21 protein-coding genes are annotated in these 18830 nt (G+C 69.0%); 5 read left to right on the top strand and 16 right to left on the bottom strand.

Annotated features, from left to right (window positions below; translation table 11 throughout):
- Positions 1 to 144: 144 nt before the first annotated feature.
- The 3 genes from U5640_RS28250 to U5640_RS28260 form a co-directional block, all read right to left on the bottom strand.
- Positions 145 to 447, bottom strand: coding sequence for a hypothetical protein (locus U5640_RS28250; protein ID WP_067243795.1), 303 nt, complete (start codon positions 445 to 447; stop codon positions 145 to 147).
- 80 nt (positions 448 to 527) lie between these two features.
- Positions 528 to 1619, bottom strand: a complete 1092-nt coding sequence (locus U5640_RS28255; protein WP_340378692.1) for a CU044_5270 family protein — start codon at positions 1617 to 1619, stop codon at positions 528 to 530.
- Complete coding sequence (locus U5640_RS28260; protein WP_340385384.1) at positions 1616 to 2245, bottom strand: RNA polymerase sigma factor; 630 nt, start codon at positions 2243 to 2245, stop codon at positions 1616 to 1618. Before U5640_RS28260 ends, U5640_RS28255 begins: the two co-directional genes overlap by 4 nt.
- A gap of 163 nt (positions 2246 to 2408) precedes the next feature.
- On the opposite strand from U5640_RS28260, the gene U5640_RS28265 reads away from it, so the two are divergent.
- Positions 2409 to 3596 (top strand): serine hydrolase domain-containing protein, encoded by a 1188-nt coding sequence (locus U5640_RS28265; protein ID WP_340378694.1) that lies wholly within the window; start codon positions 2409 to 2411, stop codon positions 3594 to 3596.
- On the opposite strand, the gene U5640_RS28270 is transcribed toward U5640_RS28265, so the two are convergent.
- The 3 genes from U5640_RS28270 to U5640_RS28280 all read right to left on the bottom strand — a co-directional run bounded on the left by U5640_RS28270 (position 3526) and on the right by U5640_RS28280 (position 5084).
- On the bottom strand, positions 3526 to 4023 hold the full coding sequence (locus U5640_RS28270) for a hypothetical protein (RefSeq protein ID WP_340378696.1): 498 nt from the start codon (positions 4021 to 4023) through the stop codon (positions 3526 to 3528). The two genes, U5640_RS28265 and U5640_RS28270, sit on opposite strands and share 71 nt — an antisense overlap.
- Before the next feature lie 80 nt (positions 4024 to 4103).
- Positions 4104 to 4544 (bottom strand): hypothetical protein, encoded by a 441-nt coding sequence (locus U5640_RS28275; protein WP_340378697.1) that lies wholly within the window; start codon positions 4542 to 4544, stop codon positions 4104 to 4106.
- Positions 4545 to 4592: 48 nt separating this feature from the next.
- The gene (locus U5640_RS28280; RefSeq protein ID WP_340378699.1) at positions 4593 to 5084 is read right to left on the bottom strand and encodes a hypothetical protein; all 492 of its coding nucleotides are present in this window, start codon (positions 5082 to 5084) and stop codon (positions 4593 to 4595) included.
- Positions 5085 to 5251: 167 nt separating this feature from the next.
- Between U5640_RS28280 and U5640_RS28285 the strand changes: the two genes are divergently transcribed.
- The 3 genes from U5640_RS28285 (at position 5252) to U5640_RS28295 (ending at position 10911) form a co-directional block, all read left to right on the top strand.
- Positions 5252 to 6478 (top strand): transcriptional regulator, encoded by a 1227-nt coding sequence (locus tag U5640_RS28285; protein ID WP_340378701.1) that lies wholly within the window; start codon positions 5252 to 5254, stop codon positions 6476 to 6478.
- A 2-nt stretch (positions 6479 to 6480) separates the two neighbouring features.
- A complete protein-coding gene (locus U5640_RS28290; protein ID WP_340385386.1) occupies positions 6481 to 7041 on the top strand; it encodes a GNAT family N-acetyltransferase in 561 nt (186 codons plus the stop codon).
- A gap of 327 nt (positions 7042 to 7368) precedes the next feature.
- Complete coding sequence (locus U5640_RS28295) at positions 7369 to 10911, top strand: AAA family ATPase (RefSeq protein ID WP_340378703.1); 3543 nt, start codon at positions 7369 to 7371, stop codon at positions 10909 to 10911.
- Between the two features lie 8 nt (positions 10912 to 10919).
- Here U5640_RS28295 and U5640_RS28300 read toward each other — a convergent pair whose 3' ends face one another.
- Together U5640_RS28300 and U5640_RS28305 are read right to left on the bottom strand one after the other, a co-directional pair.
- On the bottom strand, positions 10920 to 11219 hold the full coding sequence (locus U5640_RS28300) for an NIPSNAP family protein (RefSeq protein WP_340378705.1): 300 nt from the start codon (positions 11217 to 11219) through the stop codon (positions 10920 to 10922).
- Positions 11220 to 11360: 141 nt separating this feature from the next.
- Positions 11361 to 11561 (bottom strand): hypothetical protein, encoded by a 201-nt coding sequence (locus U5640_RS28305; RefSeq protein WP_340378707.1) that lies wholly within the window; start codon positions 11559 to 11561, stop codon positions 11361 to 11363.
- Positions 11562 to 11613: 52 nt separating this feature from the next.
- Here U5640_RS28305 and U5640_RS28310 point away from each other — a divergent pair, with 52 nt between their 5' ends.
- Positions 11614 to 12474 carry a hypothetical protein gene (locus U5640_RS28310; RefSeq protein WP_340378709.1) on the top strand — a complete coding sequence of 287 codons (861 nt, stop codon included), beginning with the start codon at positions 11614 to 11616 and terminating at the stop codon, positions 12472 to 12474.
- Here the strand turns inward: U5640_RS28310 and U5640_RS28315 are convergent.
- The 8 genes from U5640_RS28315 to U5640_RS28350 all read right to left on the bottom strand — a co-directional run bounded on the left by U5640_RS28315 (position 12462) and on the right by U5640_RS28350 (position 18768).
- A complete protein-coding gene (locus tag U5640_RS28315) occupies positions 12462 to 13319 on the bottom strand; it encodes an aldo/keto reductase (RefSeq protein WP_340378710.1) in 858 nt (285 codons plus the stop codon). The two genes, U5640_RS28310 and U5640_RS28315, sit on opposite strands and share 13 nt — an antisense overlap.
- Positions 13253 to 14449, bottom strand: a complete 1197-nt coding sequence (locus U5640_RS28320) for a cupin domain-containing protein (protein WP_340378711.1) — start codon at positions 14447 to 14449, stop codon at positions 13253 to 13255. Before U5640_RS28320 ends, U5640_RS28315 begins: the two co-directional genes overlap by 67 nt.
- A 94-nt stretch (positions 14450 to 14543) precedes the next feature.
- Positions 14544 to 14666 carry a hypothetical protein gene (locus U5640_RS28325; RefSeq protein ID WP_340385719.1) on the bottom strand — a complete coding sequence of 41 codons (123 nt, stop codon included), beginning with the start codon at positions 14664 to 14666 and terminating at the stop codon, positions 14544 to 14546.
- A gap of 317 nt (positions 14667 to 14983) precedes the next feature.
- A complete protein-coding gene (locus U5640_RS28330; RefSeq protein ID WP_340378713.1) occupies positions 14984 to 15547 on the bottom strand; it encodes a flavoprotein in 564 nt (187 codons plus the stop codon).
- Positions 15544 to 16779, bottom strand: coding sequence for a helix-turn-helix transcriptional regulator (locus tag U5640_RS28335; RefSeq protein WP_340378715.1), 1236 nt, complete (start codon positions 16777 to 16779; stop codon positions 15544 to 15546). Before U5640_RS28335 ends, U5640_RS28330 begins: the two co-directional genes overlap by 4 nt.
- Before the next feature lie 561 nt (positions 16780 to 17340).
- Entirely contained in the window at positions 17341 to 17637 is a 297-nt protein-coding gene (locus U5640_RS28340) for a DUF6247 family protein (protein WP_340378717.1), read from the bottom strand.
- Positions 17638 to 17674: 37 nt separating this feature from the next.
- Positions 17675 to 17923 (bottom strand): DUF397 domain-containing protein, encoded by a 249-nt coding sequence (locus U5640_RS28345; protein ID WP_340378719.1) that lies wholly within the window; start codon positions 17921 to 17923, stop codon positions 17675 to 17677.
- Entirely contained in the window at positions 17920 to 18768 is an 849-nt protein-coding gene (locus U5640_RS28350; protein ID WP_340378721.1) for a helix-turn-helix transcriptional regulator, read from the bottom strand. The genes U5640_RS28345 and U5640_RS28350 overlap by 4 nt, the downstream gene beginning before the upstream one ends.
- Positions 18769 to 18830 lie beyond the last annotated feature (62 nt).

The following is an 18830-nucleotide window of genomic DNA, read 5'->3' on the forward strand; positions in this document are numbered from 1 at the left end:
CGTGGCGATCCTCGGGGTCGTACGGGTACCGGGCGAGTACCGGGCGAGTACCGGGCGGGGCCGCGGACCCACCCCGGACCGGGCACCCTGGACCGGGCACCCTGGACCGGGACACCCCGGACCGGGACACCCCGGACCAGGGCGTCAGCCCCGCCGGTCCGCCACCGCCCATGAGGCCAGCGCGACGGCCCCCGCGACACCGAAGACGGCCGGCCAGGCGCCCACCTTCTTCGCCAGCGGATGCGACCCGGCGAAGGCGGCGACATACGCGGCGCCCAGCGCCCCCGCGGCCCTCCCGCCCGCCCGCTCCCGCCACTGCTGCGCGGCGGCGGCGCCCGCGGCGGCCAGCACCACCCCGCCCAGCTGCCGCTTCTTCGTCCACCGGGCCACGCCGTACCCCCCGACGAGCCCGCCGGCCGCGATCACCGAGCTGGGAACCCTCGCCATGTCTGCCTCCTCCGCACGGTCCTTCTCCTGCGCAAGAGGCTAACCACGCCGCACCCGGACGCCCCCACCGGTGCCCGGCCTCAGCTGCGGGAGGCGCGCCGCCGTTCGCCCGGCTCCTGGCCCCGCTTGTCGACGACCGCGCGTTCCAGCACGGCCCGGGTGTCGAACACGGTCCCTGCCCGGCCCATCGCGGACGTCCGGGTGAGCACGGACCGTTCGCCGAGGTACCCGAGGGTGCCTGGATCGAAGATCCACTCGGTGCGCAGGCCCATCCGGGTGTCCTCCCGTGCGATGGCGATGCCGTGCCGCCCCGCCGCGTCCACCGCGTCGGAGACCTCCGTCACCCCGGGAATCCGGGCGGTGGCCTGGTAGATCGCGGCGGCCGTGGCGGACGGCAGGAGCTGTTCGGCGACGAGTTCGCCGATCCGCTGGAACACGGCCTGGTCCCGGTCCTCCCCTTCGGAGACGGGCGTCTCGGCGTAGAGCTTCTTCAGCAGAGCGCCGGGATCGGTGGGCAGGGAGGCGAGCCAGGCGTAGGTGGGCCGGTCGATCCCGGCGGCTTCCCCGTCCGAGCCCTTCGGCACCAGGATCCTGATCGGGAAGTCGTCCCCGTTCTCGCGGATCAGCCCGTACTCGACCAGCGGCCCCTGCTTCTGCGAGAACCACACCTCCCGGTCGTGCAGCGCGCCGGGCTTCACCGGCTTCCCCCAGTCGGACTCGTTCTCGGAGACCCGGGTGCGCACATACACGAACTGACCGTCCCGCACCGGCCCGACGTCGGTCCGCATCGCGACGGCGGCGATCCGGTCGAGCGTGCCGACCGCACTGCGGCTCCCGCCGCTCGGCGCGTCGCTCACGGCTGCCCGATCCGGCGCGCTGCCGGCGTCCCCGCCCGCGCCGACCCCGACGGTCAGCCCGGCGGCCAACGCGACGGCGACGGCCCCGGCGAGGAGAGCGGGCTGGAGGATCCGCGAAGGGCGGCGACTCCGCTGGTCCCGCTGGACCTGGTGGCCCTGTCGGTCCCGGTTGCCCTCGTGGCTTCGGTGATCCTGGTCGATGAGCTGCATCAGTACGTCCTTGTGGTGAGAGTGACGCTCAGCAGTCAGCCCCCGCTCGGCAGGAACGGCCGGCAGCAGCCGCCCCAGTTCCTCCCGCTCGTCGTGCTCGTTCATCGGGCTTCCTCCTGAAGGGGCAGGGCCGCGAACGCGGCCTCACTCTCTACCTCTCCGTGACGGGAACGTGGTTCCTTATATCCCGTACGCGTTTTATGTGCCTCCTGCTCGACGATGTCCCGCAGCCGGGCCCGTGCCCGGGACAGCCGCGACCGTACGGTCCCCACGGGCACCCCGAGCGCCTCGGCGGCCTGGGCGTAGTCGAGCCCGCCCCACACGCACAGCGCGATGACCTCGCGTTCGTGCCGCCGCAGTTGCCCCAGGACTCGCTGAACCTCGGCGAGGCGCCGGGTGTCGTCCACCCGCCCCGCGACGTCCTCGGCGAAGTCGCCGACCGCCTCTTCCGTGGACCGCCGGGCGAGGAAGGCGAGCCGGCGCCGCAGACTCCGGTCGGCGTTGCGTGCCTTGTTGGTGGCGATCCCGAACAACCAGGGCCGCAGCGACCCCCCTTCGGCCTCCACGTCCGCCCGCCCCCGCCAAGCGGCCAGGAACGTCTCGGACATGACCTCCTCGGCCGCCGACCAGTCGCCGGTCAGCCGCAGGGCATGGTGGTAAACGGCCGTGGCGTACCGCTCGTACAGCTCGGCGAACGCCTCACGTTCCCCGGCCCGCACCCGCCCGCGCAGCCGTCCGTCGTCGTCATCGTTGGATCTCACGCATGTACCTCTCCGGACCTCCGGACCGGTTCCCGTGGCGTGGCTCACAGCGCCCCTGAGGCTCGGCCCGCCCCTCAGCCCCTCCCCGCCCATCCCCCCTCGGCGCATGACCCGGGCTGCCAGGATGGGCGCCATGACGACGACGATCGAGGGTATCCAGGGTGAGGTCGCGCCCGGTTTCGAGCCGGTGCGCGAGGCGTTCGCGGCGAACTTCGAACGGCACCACGACATCGGCGCGGCGGTGTGCGTCTACCACCGGGGCCGCCCCGTGGTGGACCTCTGGGCCGGAACCGCCGACCCGGCCACCGACCGACCCTGGACCCGGGACACCCTCCAGCTGGTCTACTCCGCGACCAAGGGCGCCACCGCGACCGCCGCCCATCTGCTCGCCCAGCGAGGCGAGCTGGACCTGGACGCGCCGGTGGCCGAGTACTGGCCGGAGTTCGCCGCGCACGGCAAGGAGCGCGTCCCGGTCCGCCAGCTCCTCTCCCACCGGGCGGGCCTGCCGGCGCTGGACCGCCCCGTCCCCCTGGCCGACGCCCTGGCCTGGCACCCGATGGCCGCCGCCCTGGCGGCCCAGCGTCCCGCCTGGACCCCGGGCACCGCCCACGGCTACCACGGCCGCACCTACGGCTGGCTGGTCGGCGAGGTGATCCGCAGGGTGTCCGGCCGCACCCCGGGCCGCTACTTCGCCGACGAGATCGCCGGGCCCCTGGGCCTGGACTTCTTCATAGGCCTGCCGGAAGGCGAACGCGACCGCGTCAGCAGGATGGCGTACCGGCAGCCGACGGTCGACTTCTCCACCGTCCCGCCGGAGGCGATCCCGGAGGAGTACCGCGCCGCGGTGGCCGCCCTGCTGGACCCGGACTCCCTCTCCAACAGGGCCTTCGCGATCACGGACCCACCGGAGATCGACTTCAACTCCCCGGAGGTCCAGGCGGCGGAGATCCCCGCCTCCAACGGCATCTGCACCGCCCGCGCCCTGGCCCGCATGTACGCCGCCCTGGTCGGCGAGGTCGACGGCATACGCCTGCTCACCCCCGAGACGGTCGCCGCGGCGACGCGGGAACAGTCCTGTGGCCAGGACCGTGTCGTCATGCTCCCGATGCGCTTCGCCTCCGGCTACATGCTCCCCACCGACCAGGCCCCCCTCACCGGCCCACGGGCCTTCGGCCACCCGGGCCGCGGCGGCTCCCTGGGCTTCGCCGACCCGGCCCACGACCTCGCCTTCGGCTACGTCATGAACCACATCATCGAGGACCCGACGGACACCCGGGCGGCGTCCCTGGTGGAGGCGGTGGCGAGGTCGCTGGCGGGTTGAGCAACGGCTCGGCCGAGGCCTGGGCCGGTCTGTGGTGGGGGCGGTCGGAAGACCGCTGGTCGCTGTCGAGAGCGATCCGCCCGGTCATCAGCACCTCATGGTTGGCGAACAGCGCTCCGAGAGCGAAGCGGCGCCGGATGTGTGCCGTCCACCTGGCGTCGGGCAGGTCGGTGTACGTCTTCACCATGCGGGCGCGGCCGGCCTGCGTGAGGATCCAGCGAGCCTGGTCCGCACCCTGCGTGCGACCGCCGAGATCACGGGCAAGGCGCCACAGCTCGTCGCCGTCGGCCTGACCGTCCACGACGGTGACGAGCCCGATGTCCCCGAGGCCGCGCCCGTCGCTGGACCGGGTGGTGTAGGCGACGGTGAGGTGTTCGAGGGGGAACACGGTCACGCGACTGCTCGCGGTCAGCTCGGACAGGGACACGGTGCGAGTCCGTTCTGCTGCGGGGAGGAGCGGGCCGACCGCGCGAGCGGGCCGACCCGCGATGGCTGAGGCAACGGGCGTCAACAGCCGTCGCCGTCACCGCAGCAGGCGGGTGCGTTGCACTCGGCGGCCGTGCCCCACAGCCGTTCGTCGACCTCGAACCCGGCCGCGCGGAGGCGGCCGACGACGTCGACCATGAGCCCGCGCGTCAGGACCTGGGCGTTCGGCTGGTGGTGCAGGAAGTAGCCGAAGCTGCGCTCACACCAGTCGGCGTACCACCCCGTGTGCAGGATGAGCGTGTGCCAGCCCGGGTCGACCTGCTGAGACGGCGCCATGCGCGCGCCCTCCCCGCTGGAGCCCATCACGTGGACGAGAGCGAGGGCCTGGTCGACGACCCGGTCCGCGACGCACCGCTCCAAGCCGTACTCGTCGGCGCAGAACGCGGCGAGCGTGTCGAACTCGGCGTCTGTGACGAGGGAGCGGCCGGTGCGGGGCATGGTCGCGACGGTGGTGAGAGTCATGGGATGGGTTCCTTCGCATAGGGAGAACATGTGGGCAACGGAGGGAGTTCACTCCGGTTCATCCGGTGCGGGCTGGGGCCTTCCCGCGTCAACGAGCTCGCGCACGAGCTGTGGCGTGCACAGGTCACCGTCGTAGCGCGGTGGAACGACCCAGTAGGTTCCTGGCGGCTCCACCCGATCGAGACGCGGGACGCCCAGATACGTGTCGCCGTACAGACAGGGCGCTGTGTCGCCGTAGTCCCAGACGAGGCCGGCGTGCCACTGAATGAGCACGTAGTACGTCGGTCCCGCGGTGCGGTGATCGTGGATGACGGGCCCCTGCAACCGCTCGCGCAGGGCGAAGGCCACCCGGCTGGCCTCCTCGCAGCCAAGGGCCGCGTGCACGAGTGCACCCGACAGCCGCACCGCCGCGAACGACGTGCCGAGCGGGAGTAACGCCACGGCCTGATGCGACCACTCGGCATGGGCCCGCTCCGGTACGGGATGCGCCCGAGCGAGCCATTCGGAGGTCAGTCTGTACTGGTCGGCTGCCGTCAGCACCGTAGCTCCCTCGTTGATTACGCCGTTTACGTTCACGAGGAAACCGGAAGCGCCCTGTCCCTCATCAGGACAGTTCCGGGGAAGTCGCAGGCGACCGACCGGACACTTTCACCGGATGGCGCCGGTGGGTAGGACTACCTTCGAAGAAAGAGCCACGGGGGCCACCAGTGAGCAGCAGGCGGAACATCTCGCTCGAAGCTCTGTTAGCAGAGTTCGGCTACACCCATGAACAGCTCGCCGAGGAGGTGAACAGGACAGCTGAGCGGCTCTTCGACAAGGCCGCCAACTGTACCGATCGGCACGTGCGTCGCTGGATCGCGGGCGATGTGCAACGGCCGTGGAACCAGTATCTTCTCCCCCTCCAGGAGATCTTCGGCCGCGGGCCGGAAGCCATGGGGTTCGTACAGGGCAAGTCTTCGAAGTCCCCCGCCATCCCTACAGAACCCGTACCGGTGAGGACTCCGCACTTCGTGCACCGCCGTACATTCATTGCCGGAGCTCTTGCCACGGCCCTCGGTATCGATGAGACCCCGGGGCACGGCCGTCTCGGCTCCAGCGACATCCAAAGAGTCCAGGCCACGATTTCCCGGCTCGACGCCCACTTCAACGGGCTCGGCGGAGGTGCTCTGGTCGACGTAGCGGTCGAATACCTGCTACGGCTTCGACAGGCGCTGGATCACTGCGTCTACGGAGAACGTGTCGAGCGCGCGATGAACCAGGCCATGGCTGAAGTCGCAGCCTGTGCGGGCTGGTCGGCCCACGACTGCGGCCAGTACGAGAGAGCCGCCCGGCTACGCAACGAGGCGCTCCAGGCTGCGCTGCTGGCCCGCGATCCGGTCTCTGTGACCAGAGCCTGGTCTGACCTCGCTGCGCAGGTCGAACATGCGGGGCGGCCCGCTGAAGCCGCCCGGATCAACCGCGCAGCGCTGTCCGAGCGCCACGTTCGAAACCATCCGCTGCTCTCTGCACTCCTGCACTCACGGCTCGCCGATTGCCTGGCACAGACCGGTGACACCAAGAGCATGGGCCGCCACCTGGCTGCTTCCGAACGCGTTTACGACCGAGTGGACGTGACCAGCACCCCCAGTTGGCTGCGCTTCCTCACGCATGCAGAGCTGGCCGGCCTCGCGGCCATCGCTCACCAGAGCGCTGGTCAGTACGTCCATGCGGAGGAGCACGTGGTGCGGGCTCTCGACCTTCTCGATGAGTCATTCCCTCGCAACCGCGCCTACTACAGCGTGCTGCTCGCAGAACTCCAGCTTGTCCAGGGCGAGCATGAGAAAGCCCTGGCGACAGCGTCCAGCGTCCGGGCAGACGTCGTGACCAGCAGCCGCATTTCTGCCCGCCTTGAACAAGTGACGGAATCGAGCCGCTGTCAGGGAGAACACACGTGACCATGCCCACCGAACTCGCCCTGCGCCACTACGGCCACTCTGATGCGCAGACCATCCGTGAAGTCCTCCTGGACATCCACGACGAGGTATACGCAGGCAGCGATGATCCTCTCGCAGGCCGGGAGGCCTTTGCCAGGTTCGTCGACCACTGGTCTGCCCACGAGGAGTTCGCTTGTGTCCTCGCCTACGACGGGGAACAGCCCGTCGGATATGCGTACGGCGCTCCGCTCAGCCCGGTCACGACATGGTGGGCCAAGGTCGCTCCAACTCTCGCTGACACCTTTGTCAGTGAGACCGGAGACCGTACCTTCGCGCTGTCCGAGCTGATGGTCCGAACGCCCTGGCGCGGTACGGGCACAGCACGCCGCATCCACGACGAGCTCCTCGCGTCTCGCGGGGAACAGCGAGCGACCTTGCTCGTGCACAAGTCGCACGTCAACGTCGTGGCCCTGTACGAGAGCTGGGGTTATACGTCCGTCGGCGAGACGGTGCCGTTCGAGGGCGCCCCGCTGCTCTGTGTCATGGTGCTTCCCCTTAGGTCTTCGCGGGAGAAGAACGGGTGATCGAGGCAGATCTGAGGCTCTCTACCGATCGCATACGGCGTCTGCCCGGAGGCTCTTCGGAGAGGCCGACCGGGAGCTCGGCATCCGCAGGGCTGCCGGTGGGACGTGCCCGGCCGACGAACTCCGCGCTCTGAAGGTTTCCTTTAACCCGGCTCAGTCGCGCGATGGCCGAAACCCATCCGCACCGTTGAACACGCTTGTGAAGCCTCAGAAGATGGTCATGAGGCGATGGCACGATGCCAGCCTTTCGGGGCTGGTGGAACGGGGGCTGGTATCGGTGCTGGTGGGCGGCGCAGCGGTCGTGAGTGGGGTCCGATGAGGAACCGTATGCAGGTCGTGCTCCAGATCATGCTGGCGCTCGTCGCCTGCTTACTCGGGATCGCCACCAACTACGCGACCAGCACCGACAAGGCTCCCTGGGTGCTTGAGGCGATTCAGCGGTTCTCCGTTCCAGCCATCGGCGTACTCATCGTGGCCCTGGTGGTCGGACAGGTCGTCGTCTACCGGCTGGAGAATCCCGCGCCGCCCCGGGTCGAATGGCCGCGTGACAGGGTTCCGTACCCGGGTCTCGACGCGTTCGACGAGGACGAGGCTCCTGTCTACTGCGGCCGGGAGGCCCAGGCAGCTGAGCTGACGCGCAGGTTGCACGCCACCGCGACCCGCCCCGACGAACGGTTCCTGTTCCTGGTCGGAGCGTCCGGGAGTGGAAAGTCCTCGCTGGTCAGGGCGGGTGTGATGCCTCGGCTTCGGGAACGCCGCTGGACCGTCGTACCGGCCTTCGCTCCTGGCCCGAGCCCACTGGGCGCCCTCGCGGGTGCGCTGGCGGCCCTGACCGATGGGCAGGAACCGGCTGGTGCCGTACTGCGCAGACTGCGCCAGGGGCCGGGTGCGCTGCGAGCCGAGCTGTCCCGGCTCCGTGGTGGACGGTTCCGGCGGATACTCCTCGTGGTCGACCAGTTCGAGGAGCTCGTCACCCTGGCGGGGGAGCGTGAACGCGCCCAGTTCCTCGAAGCGCTCCGCACCTGCGTGGAACAGGACCCGTCGGTCCGTGTCCTGGCCACCCTCCGGGTGGATCTGCTCGGCAGGCTCCTCGGCACCGGGGAGGCGGACCTCTTCCAGCACCCTGTCGCCATCGGCACCTTGGGCAGAGCACAGCTCGCCGAAGCCGTGGAGCGGCCCGGCGCCCTCGTCGGCCTCAGATTCGCGCCCGGAGTCGTCGACTCCATCGTGAGCGAGACCGGGACGGACGACGCGCTACCGCTTCTCGCCTACCTCCTTCAGGAGCTGTACTTCGCGTCCGGCCCTGGGGGGACGGTGACCGAGGAGTCGTACCGGCGGCTCGGCGGAGTACCCGGAGCGCTGGCGCGGCAGGCGGACAACACCGTGAGCGGCCTCGGGGCGGGAGCGGGCATCGACTTCGTTCTTCGCGTCCTGCTGAGGTTCGTCACGGTCGAGGGACAGGACGTGGCCCGCCGCCATGTACCGCTGTCCGAACTCGACGAGCGGGAGCGCCATGTCGTCGACGCGTTCGTCGAGGCACGGCTGCTGCGCACAGACGTCATGGGCGGCGCCGCCGTCACCAGCAGCGAGCCCTGTGCGCAGGTCACGCACGAGGCCTTGTTCCGCCAGTGGGCACCACTGCGGCAGGAGGTCGAGGCACGGGCCGAACGGCTCCGGGAGCGCGCCGAACTGGAGCGGTGGGCGGCCGACTGGGAGCGGGCCGGACGAAGTGACGACTATCTCCTCACTGGGGAGCGCCTCACGACGGCCCGGCGCTGGCTCGAAGCTCTGGAGGAGTCCGGGCAGGCGTCCGCACCCGCCCGTGCGCTCGTCGAGTCCTCGCTGCGCCGCGACCTGACCTTCCTGAGCCGGGTCTCGGACAGCATCGGCCGGCAGGTCCTCCTGAACGCGGAGAGCGAACCGGAACGCTCGCTGCTGCTCGCACTCGCCGCGCTCGGCGAGTGCACGCCCACGCCCTCGGCCAGGCGCGGGCTGATGGCGGCGCTGGCCGCGAGTCACCTTCGTGCCCGGCTCGACGGACACACCGACACGGTCCGGCACATCGCCTGGTCGCCCGACGGGCGCATGCTGGCGACGGCGTCCAGGGACGGCACGGCCCGCGTTCATGACGCGCGGTCCGGCCGCACCCTGCTGGTACTGCCGTGTGACGGGGTCATGGTCGAGTCCGTCGCCTGGTCGCCGGACTCGGCGAAGGTGGCAACCGCCGGCCGTGACCTCGTCGTACGGATCTGGGATGCCGTTTCGGGAGAGCCAGTGCGGCTGCTCACCGGAGCCGGGGACCTCAACAGACAGGTGGCCTGGTCGCCCGATGGCCGGCATATCGCGGCGAGCTCCAAGGACCGGGTCGTACGGGTGTGGGAGGCCGACAGCGGCCGGGTCGTGCATGAGTTGCACGGGCACGGTGAAGATGTGTGGGGCCTGGCCTGGTCGCCGGACGGCAGCCGTCTCGCCTCCGCCTCCCACGATCAGACCGCGATCGTGTGGGACCTGACGACCGGGACGGTGGCCACCACGCTCACCGGGCATTCGGACTTCGTCGAGGGCATCGCCTGGTCACCCGACGGCCGGCACATCGCCACCGGTTCGGGAGACCACACCGCCCGCATCTGGGACGCCGGGACCGGCGACCTGCGCCTGTTGCTGCGAGGGCACACCGACTACGTGTGGAACCTGGCCTGGTCCCCGGACGGGCGGATGCTGGCCAGCGCCTCCTCCGACCGCACGGTGCGCATCGTGGACACCGAGGACGCCGGGGTCCTTGCCGTGCTGCGAGGTCACGCGGACACCGTGTGGGGCGTCACCTGGTCGCCCCGCGGAACCATGCTCGCCACCAGCTCGACCGACGGCACCGGCATGGTGTGGGACCTGCGCCCGCGTGGCGCCGAGGCCGTAGTGGCCGACGGGCACCGTCGCGCGGTGAACCAGGCCACGTGGTCCGGCGACGGCGGCCGCTTCGCCACGGCCTCGGACGACGGCACCGTGCGGGTGTGGGACGCGGTCACCGGTGTTCCGGCCGGACCGGTGATCGAGTGGGAGGACCGGGTCTGGGCAGTCGCGTGGGCCCCGCAGGGGGAGCGGCTCGCGTTCAGCACCAACGACGGCCTGTTCCGGATCACCGACGGGCGCGGCGGCACGCTGTTCGAACGGCGGGGCGAGGTCATCGAGGGGTGCGCGTGGTCTCCGAACGGTGATCGGATCGCGACCGGCGGTCACGACGGTGCCGTGCGTGTGCTGTCCGCACGGGACGGGAGCGAGCTGCTGAAACTGACCGAGCACCAGGACTGGGTCGGGCGAGTGGCCTGGTCGCCGAGCGGACGGCTGCTCGCCAGCTGTTCCGACGACCGCACATGCCGGGTGTGGGACATCGGGGCGGGGCGGCAGCACACCGTGCTGCGCGGCCACGACAACTACGTGGAGGACGCCGCCTGGTCCCCGGACGAGACGAGGATCGCCACCGCATCCGGTGACCGGACGGCCGCCGTGTGGGACGTGGTCACAGGCCGGCGCATCGAGGTGCTGAAGGGGCACGAGGGACGCCTGCGTGCCGTCGCCTGGTCACCCGACGGTCGGCACATCGCCACGGGCTCGGACGACCGCACCGTACGGGTCTGGTCCGCCACCACCCTTGAGGAGATCGCCGTCGTCGGTGTGCACCAGGACAAGGTCACCTCCGTGTCCTGGTCCCAGGACGGCACGCGACTGCTCACGGGATCGGCCGACGGGACAGCGCGCGTGTGGCGGGCGGAGCCGGACCACGACCGGCTGGAGGCGACCGCCCGGGGAAGGGTCTTCCGCACCCTCACTCGTGAGGAACGGCGGCAGCATCTACTGCCGGTCGACCCCGCCTGACCGGTTGATCAGTAGGCCAGTTCGACAGTGCGCTCTTCGGTGCGGACGAGGTAGTCGTCCGGGTCGAGGCCCATGGCATCGCGCTTGGGCGAGGACCAGTACAGCGCGTTGCGCTCGGCGAAGGTCTCCGGACCCTCGTACGAGATCAGCCAGACGAACTGGTTGTGTTCGCGGTCCACCCAGGCTCCTCCGAGGGTGAATCCCAACTCCAGTCGCAACGGCACGATCTCCTCCTTCCAGCGCTTCACCCACTCGTCCAGCAGGCCTTCCCGGACGGTGTACGTACGCAACTGTGTGGTCTTCGGCATGCGGACATCTTCTACGACCTTGCAGTCGAAGGAGGTCGGATTTCCGGTCGCTCTCAGGACGCTCTCAGTCGGTTGATCGAGCGGATGATCGAAGAGGCCCGTGAACCGCGACGCGGCGAGCTATCGCCCGCCCTCTGAGCTTCAGACGGGCTGGCGCAGGCCGGAGTGCGACAGCGTGATCCGTCCCATGAGGAGGACCTCGTGGTTCGCGAACAGCGCCCCGATTTCGAAGCGTCGGCGGATGTGTGCCGTCCACTCGGTGTCCGCCAGATCGGTGTACGTCTTGACCATGCGGGCCCGGCCGGCATGGGTGAGGATCCCGCGAGCCTGGTCTGCAGACACGTCCGTCCCACACACTCCTCCGGCGTCCCGACCGACTGCTACGGTCCCTCGCATGACGTTCCCGGACGCCGCCTCCGTTCGTTCCGTTGATCTCCGCCATCGATCGGTCGACGAACTCCTCGGTCGAGTCGAGCGCTCGTTCCGGACCCGCCTGGACCTGAACACCGTCGTACGCAAGCGTCGCTCGGTGGGAGCCCGCACGGACCGTGACACATGGATCCGAGTCGAGCGCCGTCCGCTGGAGAAGATCGGCGATCAGGACTGGAACGGAACCGAGCGCGCCGCCCGGCTGCACGACGTCGCCCAGCCTGCCTGGCAGGGCTGTGCGGTCTGGCGGGACCCGGTCGACCCCGTGATGTGGCGGGCGGACGAGACCGATCTCCTGCCCGGAAGCCCCGTCGGCACAGCCGTGCTGAGCGACGAGCCCAAGCTGACGGACGCGTGGTGGCAGGCCTTCAACAACTCGCTGGACGCGCTCGCCGCGCAACACACGGGCCGCACGGCCACGCCGGACACCGTCACCGTCACCCAGACCCTGGTCACCGAGGCCATCCACACGGCGTTCCCCGGAGATTTCGGCACCACAGTCGAGCAGTGGGTCCCGGCCCACGCCGATCTGAACTGGGCCAACATGACAGCCCCGATCTTCTGCCTCTTCGACTGGGAGGACTGGGGGAACGCCCCACGGGGACTTGATGCCGCGACTCTATGGGGAAGCTCCCTTGCCGTCCCGGCCCTGGCCGACCGCGTACTGCACGAACGGCGCCACGACTTCGAGAGCCGGGACGGCAAGCTGATGACCCTCTTCACCTGCTCGAAAATCCTCGGCCCGGGCGCGCATCCGGAGGACCCGCGCCTGGAGCCGGCCCGCCGTAGGGCGGAGCAGGTGGTCTCGGAGCTTCAGGAGGGCTGACCGCCCGCTCTGCTTCGAAGAAGATCCCGGTACTCGTGGATCGCGACCTCGTCGACGTCCCAGGCCAGAGCGTCGACCAGCTCGCCCAGGTGGGCGGGTTCATCGGTGCCGACGCAAACCGCCTGTACCTGTGGGAGGTGATACGCGGCCCGAAAGGCGGCCTGCACGCGAGAGGCTTTGTCACCGTCCCGGAGGAAGACCCGAGGGTCCACCCGTTCCCATACGGGCGCGTCCGTGCTGCCTCCGAAGGGGCTCATGCCCCACAGCACGGTGTCGTCCAGGCCCCATGCCGTAGCAAGGACGTCCACGGCCGTGAGCGTGCGGGTTCCGACCAGTAGACCGGCACGCACCATGAGCACCGAGGGCTTCGGCATACCTGGGTCGACCAGGCTCGACAGCAGTGTCGGATCCCAGGAAGCCACACCCCAGGTACCGCACAGCCCCTTGGACGTGGCTTCATCCAGGGCGGCGAACGCGTGGGCCAAGATCTCCCTCCCATGGCTGGCGGAACCTTGCAGCGAGTGCTCCGGGTTGTGCAGGAACACCAGTTCCGGCTCCTGCCCGAAATCCTTGGCCACACGTTCCATGGCGGTACGCAGCCGATGGGCATCGAGCGAGTGTTCCACCCCGTACGGCGTCCGGAAGTAGCCGACCTTCGTGGAGACACTGAACCTCGGCAGCAGATCCGAAGCCGTCCTCGCCAAGGTTTCGTGTGAGCGGAAGCCGAGATAGTTGGAGCTGGTGTCGAGCCCGGTGACGCCCAGGTCCAGTGCGCAGGTCAGGAGCCGGCGTTCGTGACGAGACCGGTGTAGCCCGAGGACAATTCGGGGGTCAGGGGCGCGCACAACTCCTCCTCCACCAGTGCTTCGGCGACCTCCAGCACCTCGACGCCGACGGCCGGCACGGCCCGGTCCAGACAGACCGGCTGACCGCTCAGGAGCAGCCGCAGGGAGGGCAGGGCCTTGGCCGTGAAGGTGAGCCTCTTGCCCGAGGCCGACACCTGGACCGTCTGCCCGTCGTCCTGGATCCGGGGTGGGAAGTGAGTGGTGCACACGACGGCGTCGAGCCGTCCGAAGACGTCCAGGAACGGCACGTGCCTCGGAAGCGGCATCGCCTGCTCGTAGGAGGTCAGGAACTCGGCCGGGGGACGCTCCGCGATCAGTCGCGCCGCAGCATCGGTCAGCCCCCGGCTGTCGGCTCCGTGCCGGCGGTCGAGGTCGTGCCGGAACACCTCGTTCTCGCGGCACCAGTCGCCCAGCCAGGAAAGCCAGCTCGCCCCGGTGCGTTTGGTGATGCCGAACGTGACGTGAAGGCTGTGGCCGGATCCGTGACCGTTGCGCGTCGCCCGGTGCCAGTGCCCTCGCGGAATGTGCATCACGTCGCCGGTCTTCATGACGCCGCTCCAGATGATCTCTTCGCTCGGCGTGCTGTTGGGATCGGTGTCCCGGTACATGGGCACCGCCCGAGAAGCCCCGCGCACCTCCCACTGCTTCTCGCCGGCGAGCTGGACGATCACCACATCGTGGTCGTCCCAGTGCAGGGGGAAGCCGGATGCCTCGTTCGTGGTCAGGTAGGCGTTGACCTGCACCCGTTCATGCGACCACCACTGCAGCGCACGGCACGCGACCTCCATCGTCGGATCGAAGACGTTGGCCTGATCGAGGATGACGGTCGCTCCGCTCCGGAGGAGCGTGCCCAGGCTGTGCATGTTGACCATGGGGATGCTCTGGCCCCGCGGGCTCACGCTGTCGGCGAAGTAGACGGCCGGGTGCACTTCCTCGCCTTCGCGGAAGACCCGTAACTGGGGGCGATTCAGACTCCTGCGCATCGCGAGGTCGAGCAGGCGGTTCGGTGTCAGGATGCGCGACATCAGACTCGGGGCGCCGGTGCTTCCCCGTACGAAGCCTCTGCCGAGATACTCCGCCCCGCTCCAGCCGAGCGCTGTCTCCATGGCATCGATCAACCCGTGCTTCACCACGTTCTCCTCAGACTCCTGGTGTGTTGACCTGCATCGCGCAGGCACGACGGGGGCCGACACGGCGGACCGGGCGGGCCCCCGCCGTCTGCCGCTACTCGCCGTCGTGGAGGTTGCCGTCACCGCCCGGCCAGGGCGCGTCGCCGGAGCTGCCGGCGTTGTCGGATCGGAGGCTGTCGTAACGGTCGTGGACGGCTGTCAGTTCTTCCACAGCCACGAGAAGGCTGTTCCTAACTTGCGGAGGTTTCGGATCTTCTGGCACTTCGTGCCCCTTCCTGTCTAAGGCCTCTCGGAGTCGAGACCGACGACATGCGAAGTACGCGGCTGCACCGGGTGATACAGCCGCTGATGGGTGATGTGCTGCTCTTGCGGAGCGTCAGAGACCGCCCCCGGCGAAACTGTGCTTCGCCGGGGCGAGCCCTTACGGCTCACGCCGGCGCTCCGGTAGGAGACAGCTTCACCGTCAGGCAGCCTCAGAGCCCTGACAAACTATCCGGGTCCGACGTCGTGCCGGCTCGGAAGCCGCCCAGTGGGTCAGCCGATGGCGTGTGTGACGGTGTCGAGCACCGCGGCCCAGGGGAGTTCCCGCCCGACCGGCGCTTCCCTCGGCTCGTGCAGGGGCCAGACATCCGGCCCGTACACCAGGTGCACGTCTGCTTCCCGCAGCGTCGCGATGTGCCGCTTCCAGGCTGGGTGGCGTACATGGGCGGCGTTGACCCTGGGAAACACGACGACGGGCAGCCCCAGGGTGCCGATCGCTTCTCCCACCTGCGTCAGCGCTTGGTTGTCAGCGACGCCGGTCGCCAGCTTGGCCACCGTGTTGGCGCTCGCGGGGGCGACCACGTAGCAGTCCACCTTGGGGTGTGGGCTCGCGTCGCCGGGCAGCCGAGCATCGTGCCGTACGGGCAGACCGGTCAGTTCCTCCAAGAGGTCGAGTTCACCGCTCATGCGCAGCCAACGACCTGCCGTCGGAGTGAGGGTCACCGCCACGCGCCAGCCCCGTGCCAGGGCAGGCACGACAAGCCCACTGCGCAAGGTCTCGACCCCTCCGGCGCCGGTGCCCACCACTCCCAGGACCCGGCCTTCGACCACGCTCACTGCACCGCCCTGCACCGTTGAGCCATCGCGAACAACTCCGACGAAGGAGCGCCGCCCGTAACCGGAGCTTGCTTGATCAGATCGCGCAGCGTGTCACGGACTCGAGGATTGTTCCGTACAAGCTGCGGTGATGTGGATTCGGCTCTGCGCAGGTGCGTGAACGCCTCGTCCACCCGACCGGTCAGAGAGAGCGCCCTGGCATAGTCGATACGGTGGGAGACGCTGCGTTCCGCCGCTACGTGGTTCACGTCGATGTCACCGTGCTCCACCACGTACGAGACGTTGTCGAGATCCAGTTCTGCTGACACCCGGTGCAACATCACGTTCGTCGGACCGAAGCAGGTATGCCAGTAGTTCTCGTCGGAACCGAGATGGTCGGCCAGCTCTCCAGCGCGGTCCAACAGACTCATGGCCGTCGCCCGATCCTGGTGTCGGGCTGCGGCGATTGCCGCCCGAAGGTGGATCATGCCCAACAGACTCAAGGCAGCAGGATCGCTCTCCTCGATGCGAGCGGAGAGCCAGCTCGACGCCGTCAACGCCAACTCCAGAGCATCGTCGTACCGGCCGTTGGCCAGTAGGGCGTGGGTGCCCGAGCGTGCAGCGGAGGCCAGGACGAGCGGGTCCTCCGACTCGTCGGCAGCTCGCATCGCCCTTTCCGCCGCGAGCCACGAGATGTCGGACTCTCCCACCTTGGCGAGCGTCGTGGCTGCGAGGTGGTGCACGCGCGCGGAGACCGCCCAGGAATCCATGCGTTCTGCTGCGGAGCGAACGGCGCGATCTTCGAGACCATGGGCGATCTGGAGAAGTCCGGGAAGCGCAGCTATCACCTTGCCGAGCCGACCGGCCTGATAGTCGTCCCAAGCCTCTTCGACCCGAGGAGCCACTGGCCCCGGGGTGGGGAGCTGGCACTCGGCCTCTGGACCGAAAAGCAACCGGGACAGGCGGCGCGGGCTCATCAACGCGTCCCGGACCGCCGGTACATCGTCCTGTTGCTGTGCGTCCTCCATCAGCACGGGTCTCCCGAGCAGGTCACCGAGGGGAACCCGGAGCACACGGGCCAGCTCGGCGAGCATGTCGACCCGGGGCGGCTTGCGCCGACCCGACTCCGCCTTGGCCAGCCAGTCGGTGCTGCGCCCCACCAGACCGGCAAGGACTTGCTGGGTGTAGCCGCGGCGTCGCCGATGGAAGGCGATCCGCTCCCCGACGGTCAGATGGTCTCCGAGTCCACGCATGAGTGCCCTCCTTTTCTGCTGGAAGGACCCTGCCCACAAGGAGGAACGGCCAGCCTCGTGTCCGGAGTAGATCGATTTTTCATCAGGGAGGCAACCGGCAGCACGAGGCGGAACCGCACTGTCGCCATGGCGCTGAGGCAGCCCCCGGGCAGGCACCTCACCCCGTATAGCTGAGACGGCCCGCTGCAGAACGCTGCCGGTGACTGCACATCCGAACTGTGCACAGCGCGGACAGCACCTGCACGGTACGCACCGTCAAGACAGCCGCATAACGGAGTTACTCGCTGGGAGCGCCGTCGTCCGGGGTTACGGCGACGATCGCAACTGTCGGAGGCGGAGGCGACGGGGTGTACACGTACGCCACAGCCAACCCCGGCAGATCGCCTCGGGGCTCGACCCGCGTCTTGCGGACCTCGGTGCCGTCTGCCCGGGGCCGTCCGAGCAGTAGCCCGAGCCGCGGTACCTGTTCCAGCTCCTGCCGCAGTATTTCGAGGGCCTGTTCGGCGCCGAGTACCTTGGCCCGCTCTGCCGCCCTCACTGTCACTGCCGCAATCACGCCGCTCACCGCTCCTGTGCCTCCTGCTTCAACCGTGCCGCGAGGTCGATGCCCTCCTGCACTGCGATGTCGAATTCAGGGTCCTGGTAGAGACGGATTCTGCCCCGGTAGTCGACGATCACAGCAGCAATTGCATTCAGGTCAGTTTCCGTCGATGTCTCCAGTGCGTGCTGAAGATCTGCCTCGAAAGTCTCCCGGTCACCGGGGAAGCCGTGCCCGGACCGCAGAGCGGCTCGAATGTCGCCGATGGTCTTCAAGGGCAACGGTGCAGGAACGGGCGTTTCCGAGTGCTGTGCGCTCACGATCTGCTCCTTGATCCTCGGTCCTACCGGCAGTCTGCTACAGAGTCTGGCAGTCAGGATGCATACTCCCTGAGCGCGCTGGCTGTAACTGCGCCAGGCCCCCCAGGAAGGAACGCCAAGCCCTGCTCCTCACGGCGATCACCGGTCCTCCCGGCTGCTTGGAGTCGCGTACGGCAGCGCCACCCTCCAGCAAGGCGCATTCGACGCACTCCCCTCCCGCACCGTTGCTGTACGACGACGTGAACCACACCGGACGGCTCTTCCCTGTGCGGACTGCAATGATCACCTTGCGTATTCCTTCAAGACCGTTTCGATCAACTGGGCCGAACGCTGAGGGCTCAGGGCCGCGGCTCGCAGCCCGTCGAACGCTCGGGTGTACTCACGAATATGATGCTCGCCCTCCAAATAGACGGCGTCGGTGATGCCGTCCCGATAGACGATGTCAGGGTCCTCCGGGGCGGGAAAGCCCAGCATGGTGAAGGAGCCCGTGACCGGATAGGTGCCCGAGTCGAAGGGGAGGACCTGCAGGGTGACGGCCGGCAAGCGGGCGGTGTCCAGAACGCGTTCGGTCTGCTCCCGCATCAGCCCGCGGTCCCCGATGACGTTGCGCAGAGCGCCTTCGTTCACGATGAACCACGCCTCGGGAGCATCGGGCTGCGTCAGCATGCTCTGCCGTTCCATGCGCACTCGTACGGCCCTGTCGATGTCCTCGGCAGACATGTGGGCACCGGTCTCGTGGAGCTCGGAGGCGTAGGCGTGCGTCTGCATGAGGCCGGGCACCAGCTCGCACTGGTACTGGCGGAAGCTGGAGGCGTCCTGCTCCAGGCCGATGTAGATGTTGAACCACTCCGGAACGCCGGAGCCATGGACCTGCCACCAACCCCGCACCTTGGCCTGTCGGGCCAGCGCCTTGAGGAACTCGCGCAGCTCATCGCTGGTGCCGTAGAACCGGCACAGCGCATCGATGTCCGAAGGCTGGACCCGGCCGCTGCCCGTCTCCATGCGATTGACCTTGGAGCCGCTCCAGTCCAGAGCTTGGCCGACCTGCGCACAGGTCAGCGTGCTCTGCTCGCGGAGCTTCTTCAGTTCGATGGAGAGTCGGCGCCGGCGTGCCGTGGGTGATCCGGCCATATCAACCCCGTTTCGGATAGCGGGCGTTCAGTCTCGCGCCAAGGGGCGTGCTTGCCAATCAC

The sequence above is a fragment of the Streptomyces sp. SS7 genome (genome assembly GCF_037993025.1).
Taxonomy (GTDB): Bacteria; Actinomycetota; Actinomycetes; order Streptomycetales; family Streptomycetaceae; genus Streptomyces.

Coding starts and splice junctions, on each gene's coding strand:
- U5640_RS28250 (WP_067243795.1), bottom strand. CDS start 447: ATGGCGAGGGTTCCCAGCTCGGTGATCGCGGCCGGCGGGCTCGTCGGG.
- U5640_RS28255 (WP_340378692.1), bottom strand. CDS start 1,619: ATGAACGAGCACGACGAGCGGGAGGAACTGGGGCGGCTGCTGCCGGCC.
- U5640_RS28265 (WP_340378694.1), top strand. CDS start 2,409: ATGACGACGACGATCGAGGGTATCCAGGGTGAGGTCGCGCCCGGTTTC.
- U5640_RS28275 (WP_340378697.1), bottom strand. CDS start 4,544: ATGACTCTCACCACCGTCGCGACCATGCCCCGCACCGGCCGCTCCCTC.
- U5640_RS28290 (WP_340385386.1), top strand. CDS start 6,481: ATGCCCACCGAACTCGCCCTGCGCCACTACGGCCACTCTGATGCGCAG.
- U5640_RS28295 (WP_340378703.1), top strand. CDS start 7,369: ATGCAGGTCGTGCTCCAGATCATGCTGGCGCTCGTCGCCTGCTTACTC.
- U5640_RS28300 (WP_340378705.1), bottom strand. CDS start 11,219: ATGCCGAAGACCACACAGTTGCGTACGTACACCGTCCGGGAAGGCCTG.
- U5640_RS28310 (WP_340378709.1), top strand. CDS start 11,614: ATGACGTTCCCGGACGCCGCCTCCGTTCGTTCCGTTGATCTCCGCCAT.
- U5640_RS28335 (WP_340378715.1), bottom strand. CDS start 16,779: ATGCGTGGACTCGGAGACCATCTGACCGTCGGGGAGCGGATCGCCTTC.
- U5640_RS28350 (WP_340378721.1), bottom strand. CDS start 18,768: ATGGCCGGATCACCCACGGCACGCCGGCGCCGACTCTCCATCGAACTG.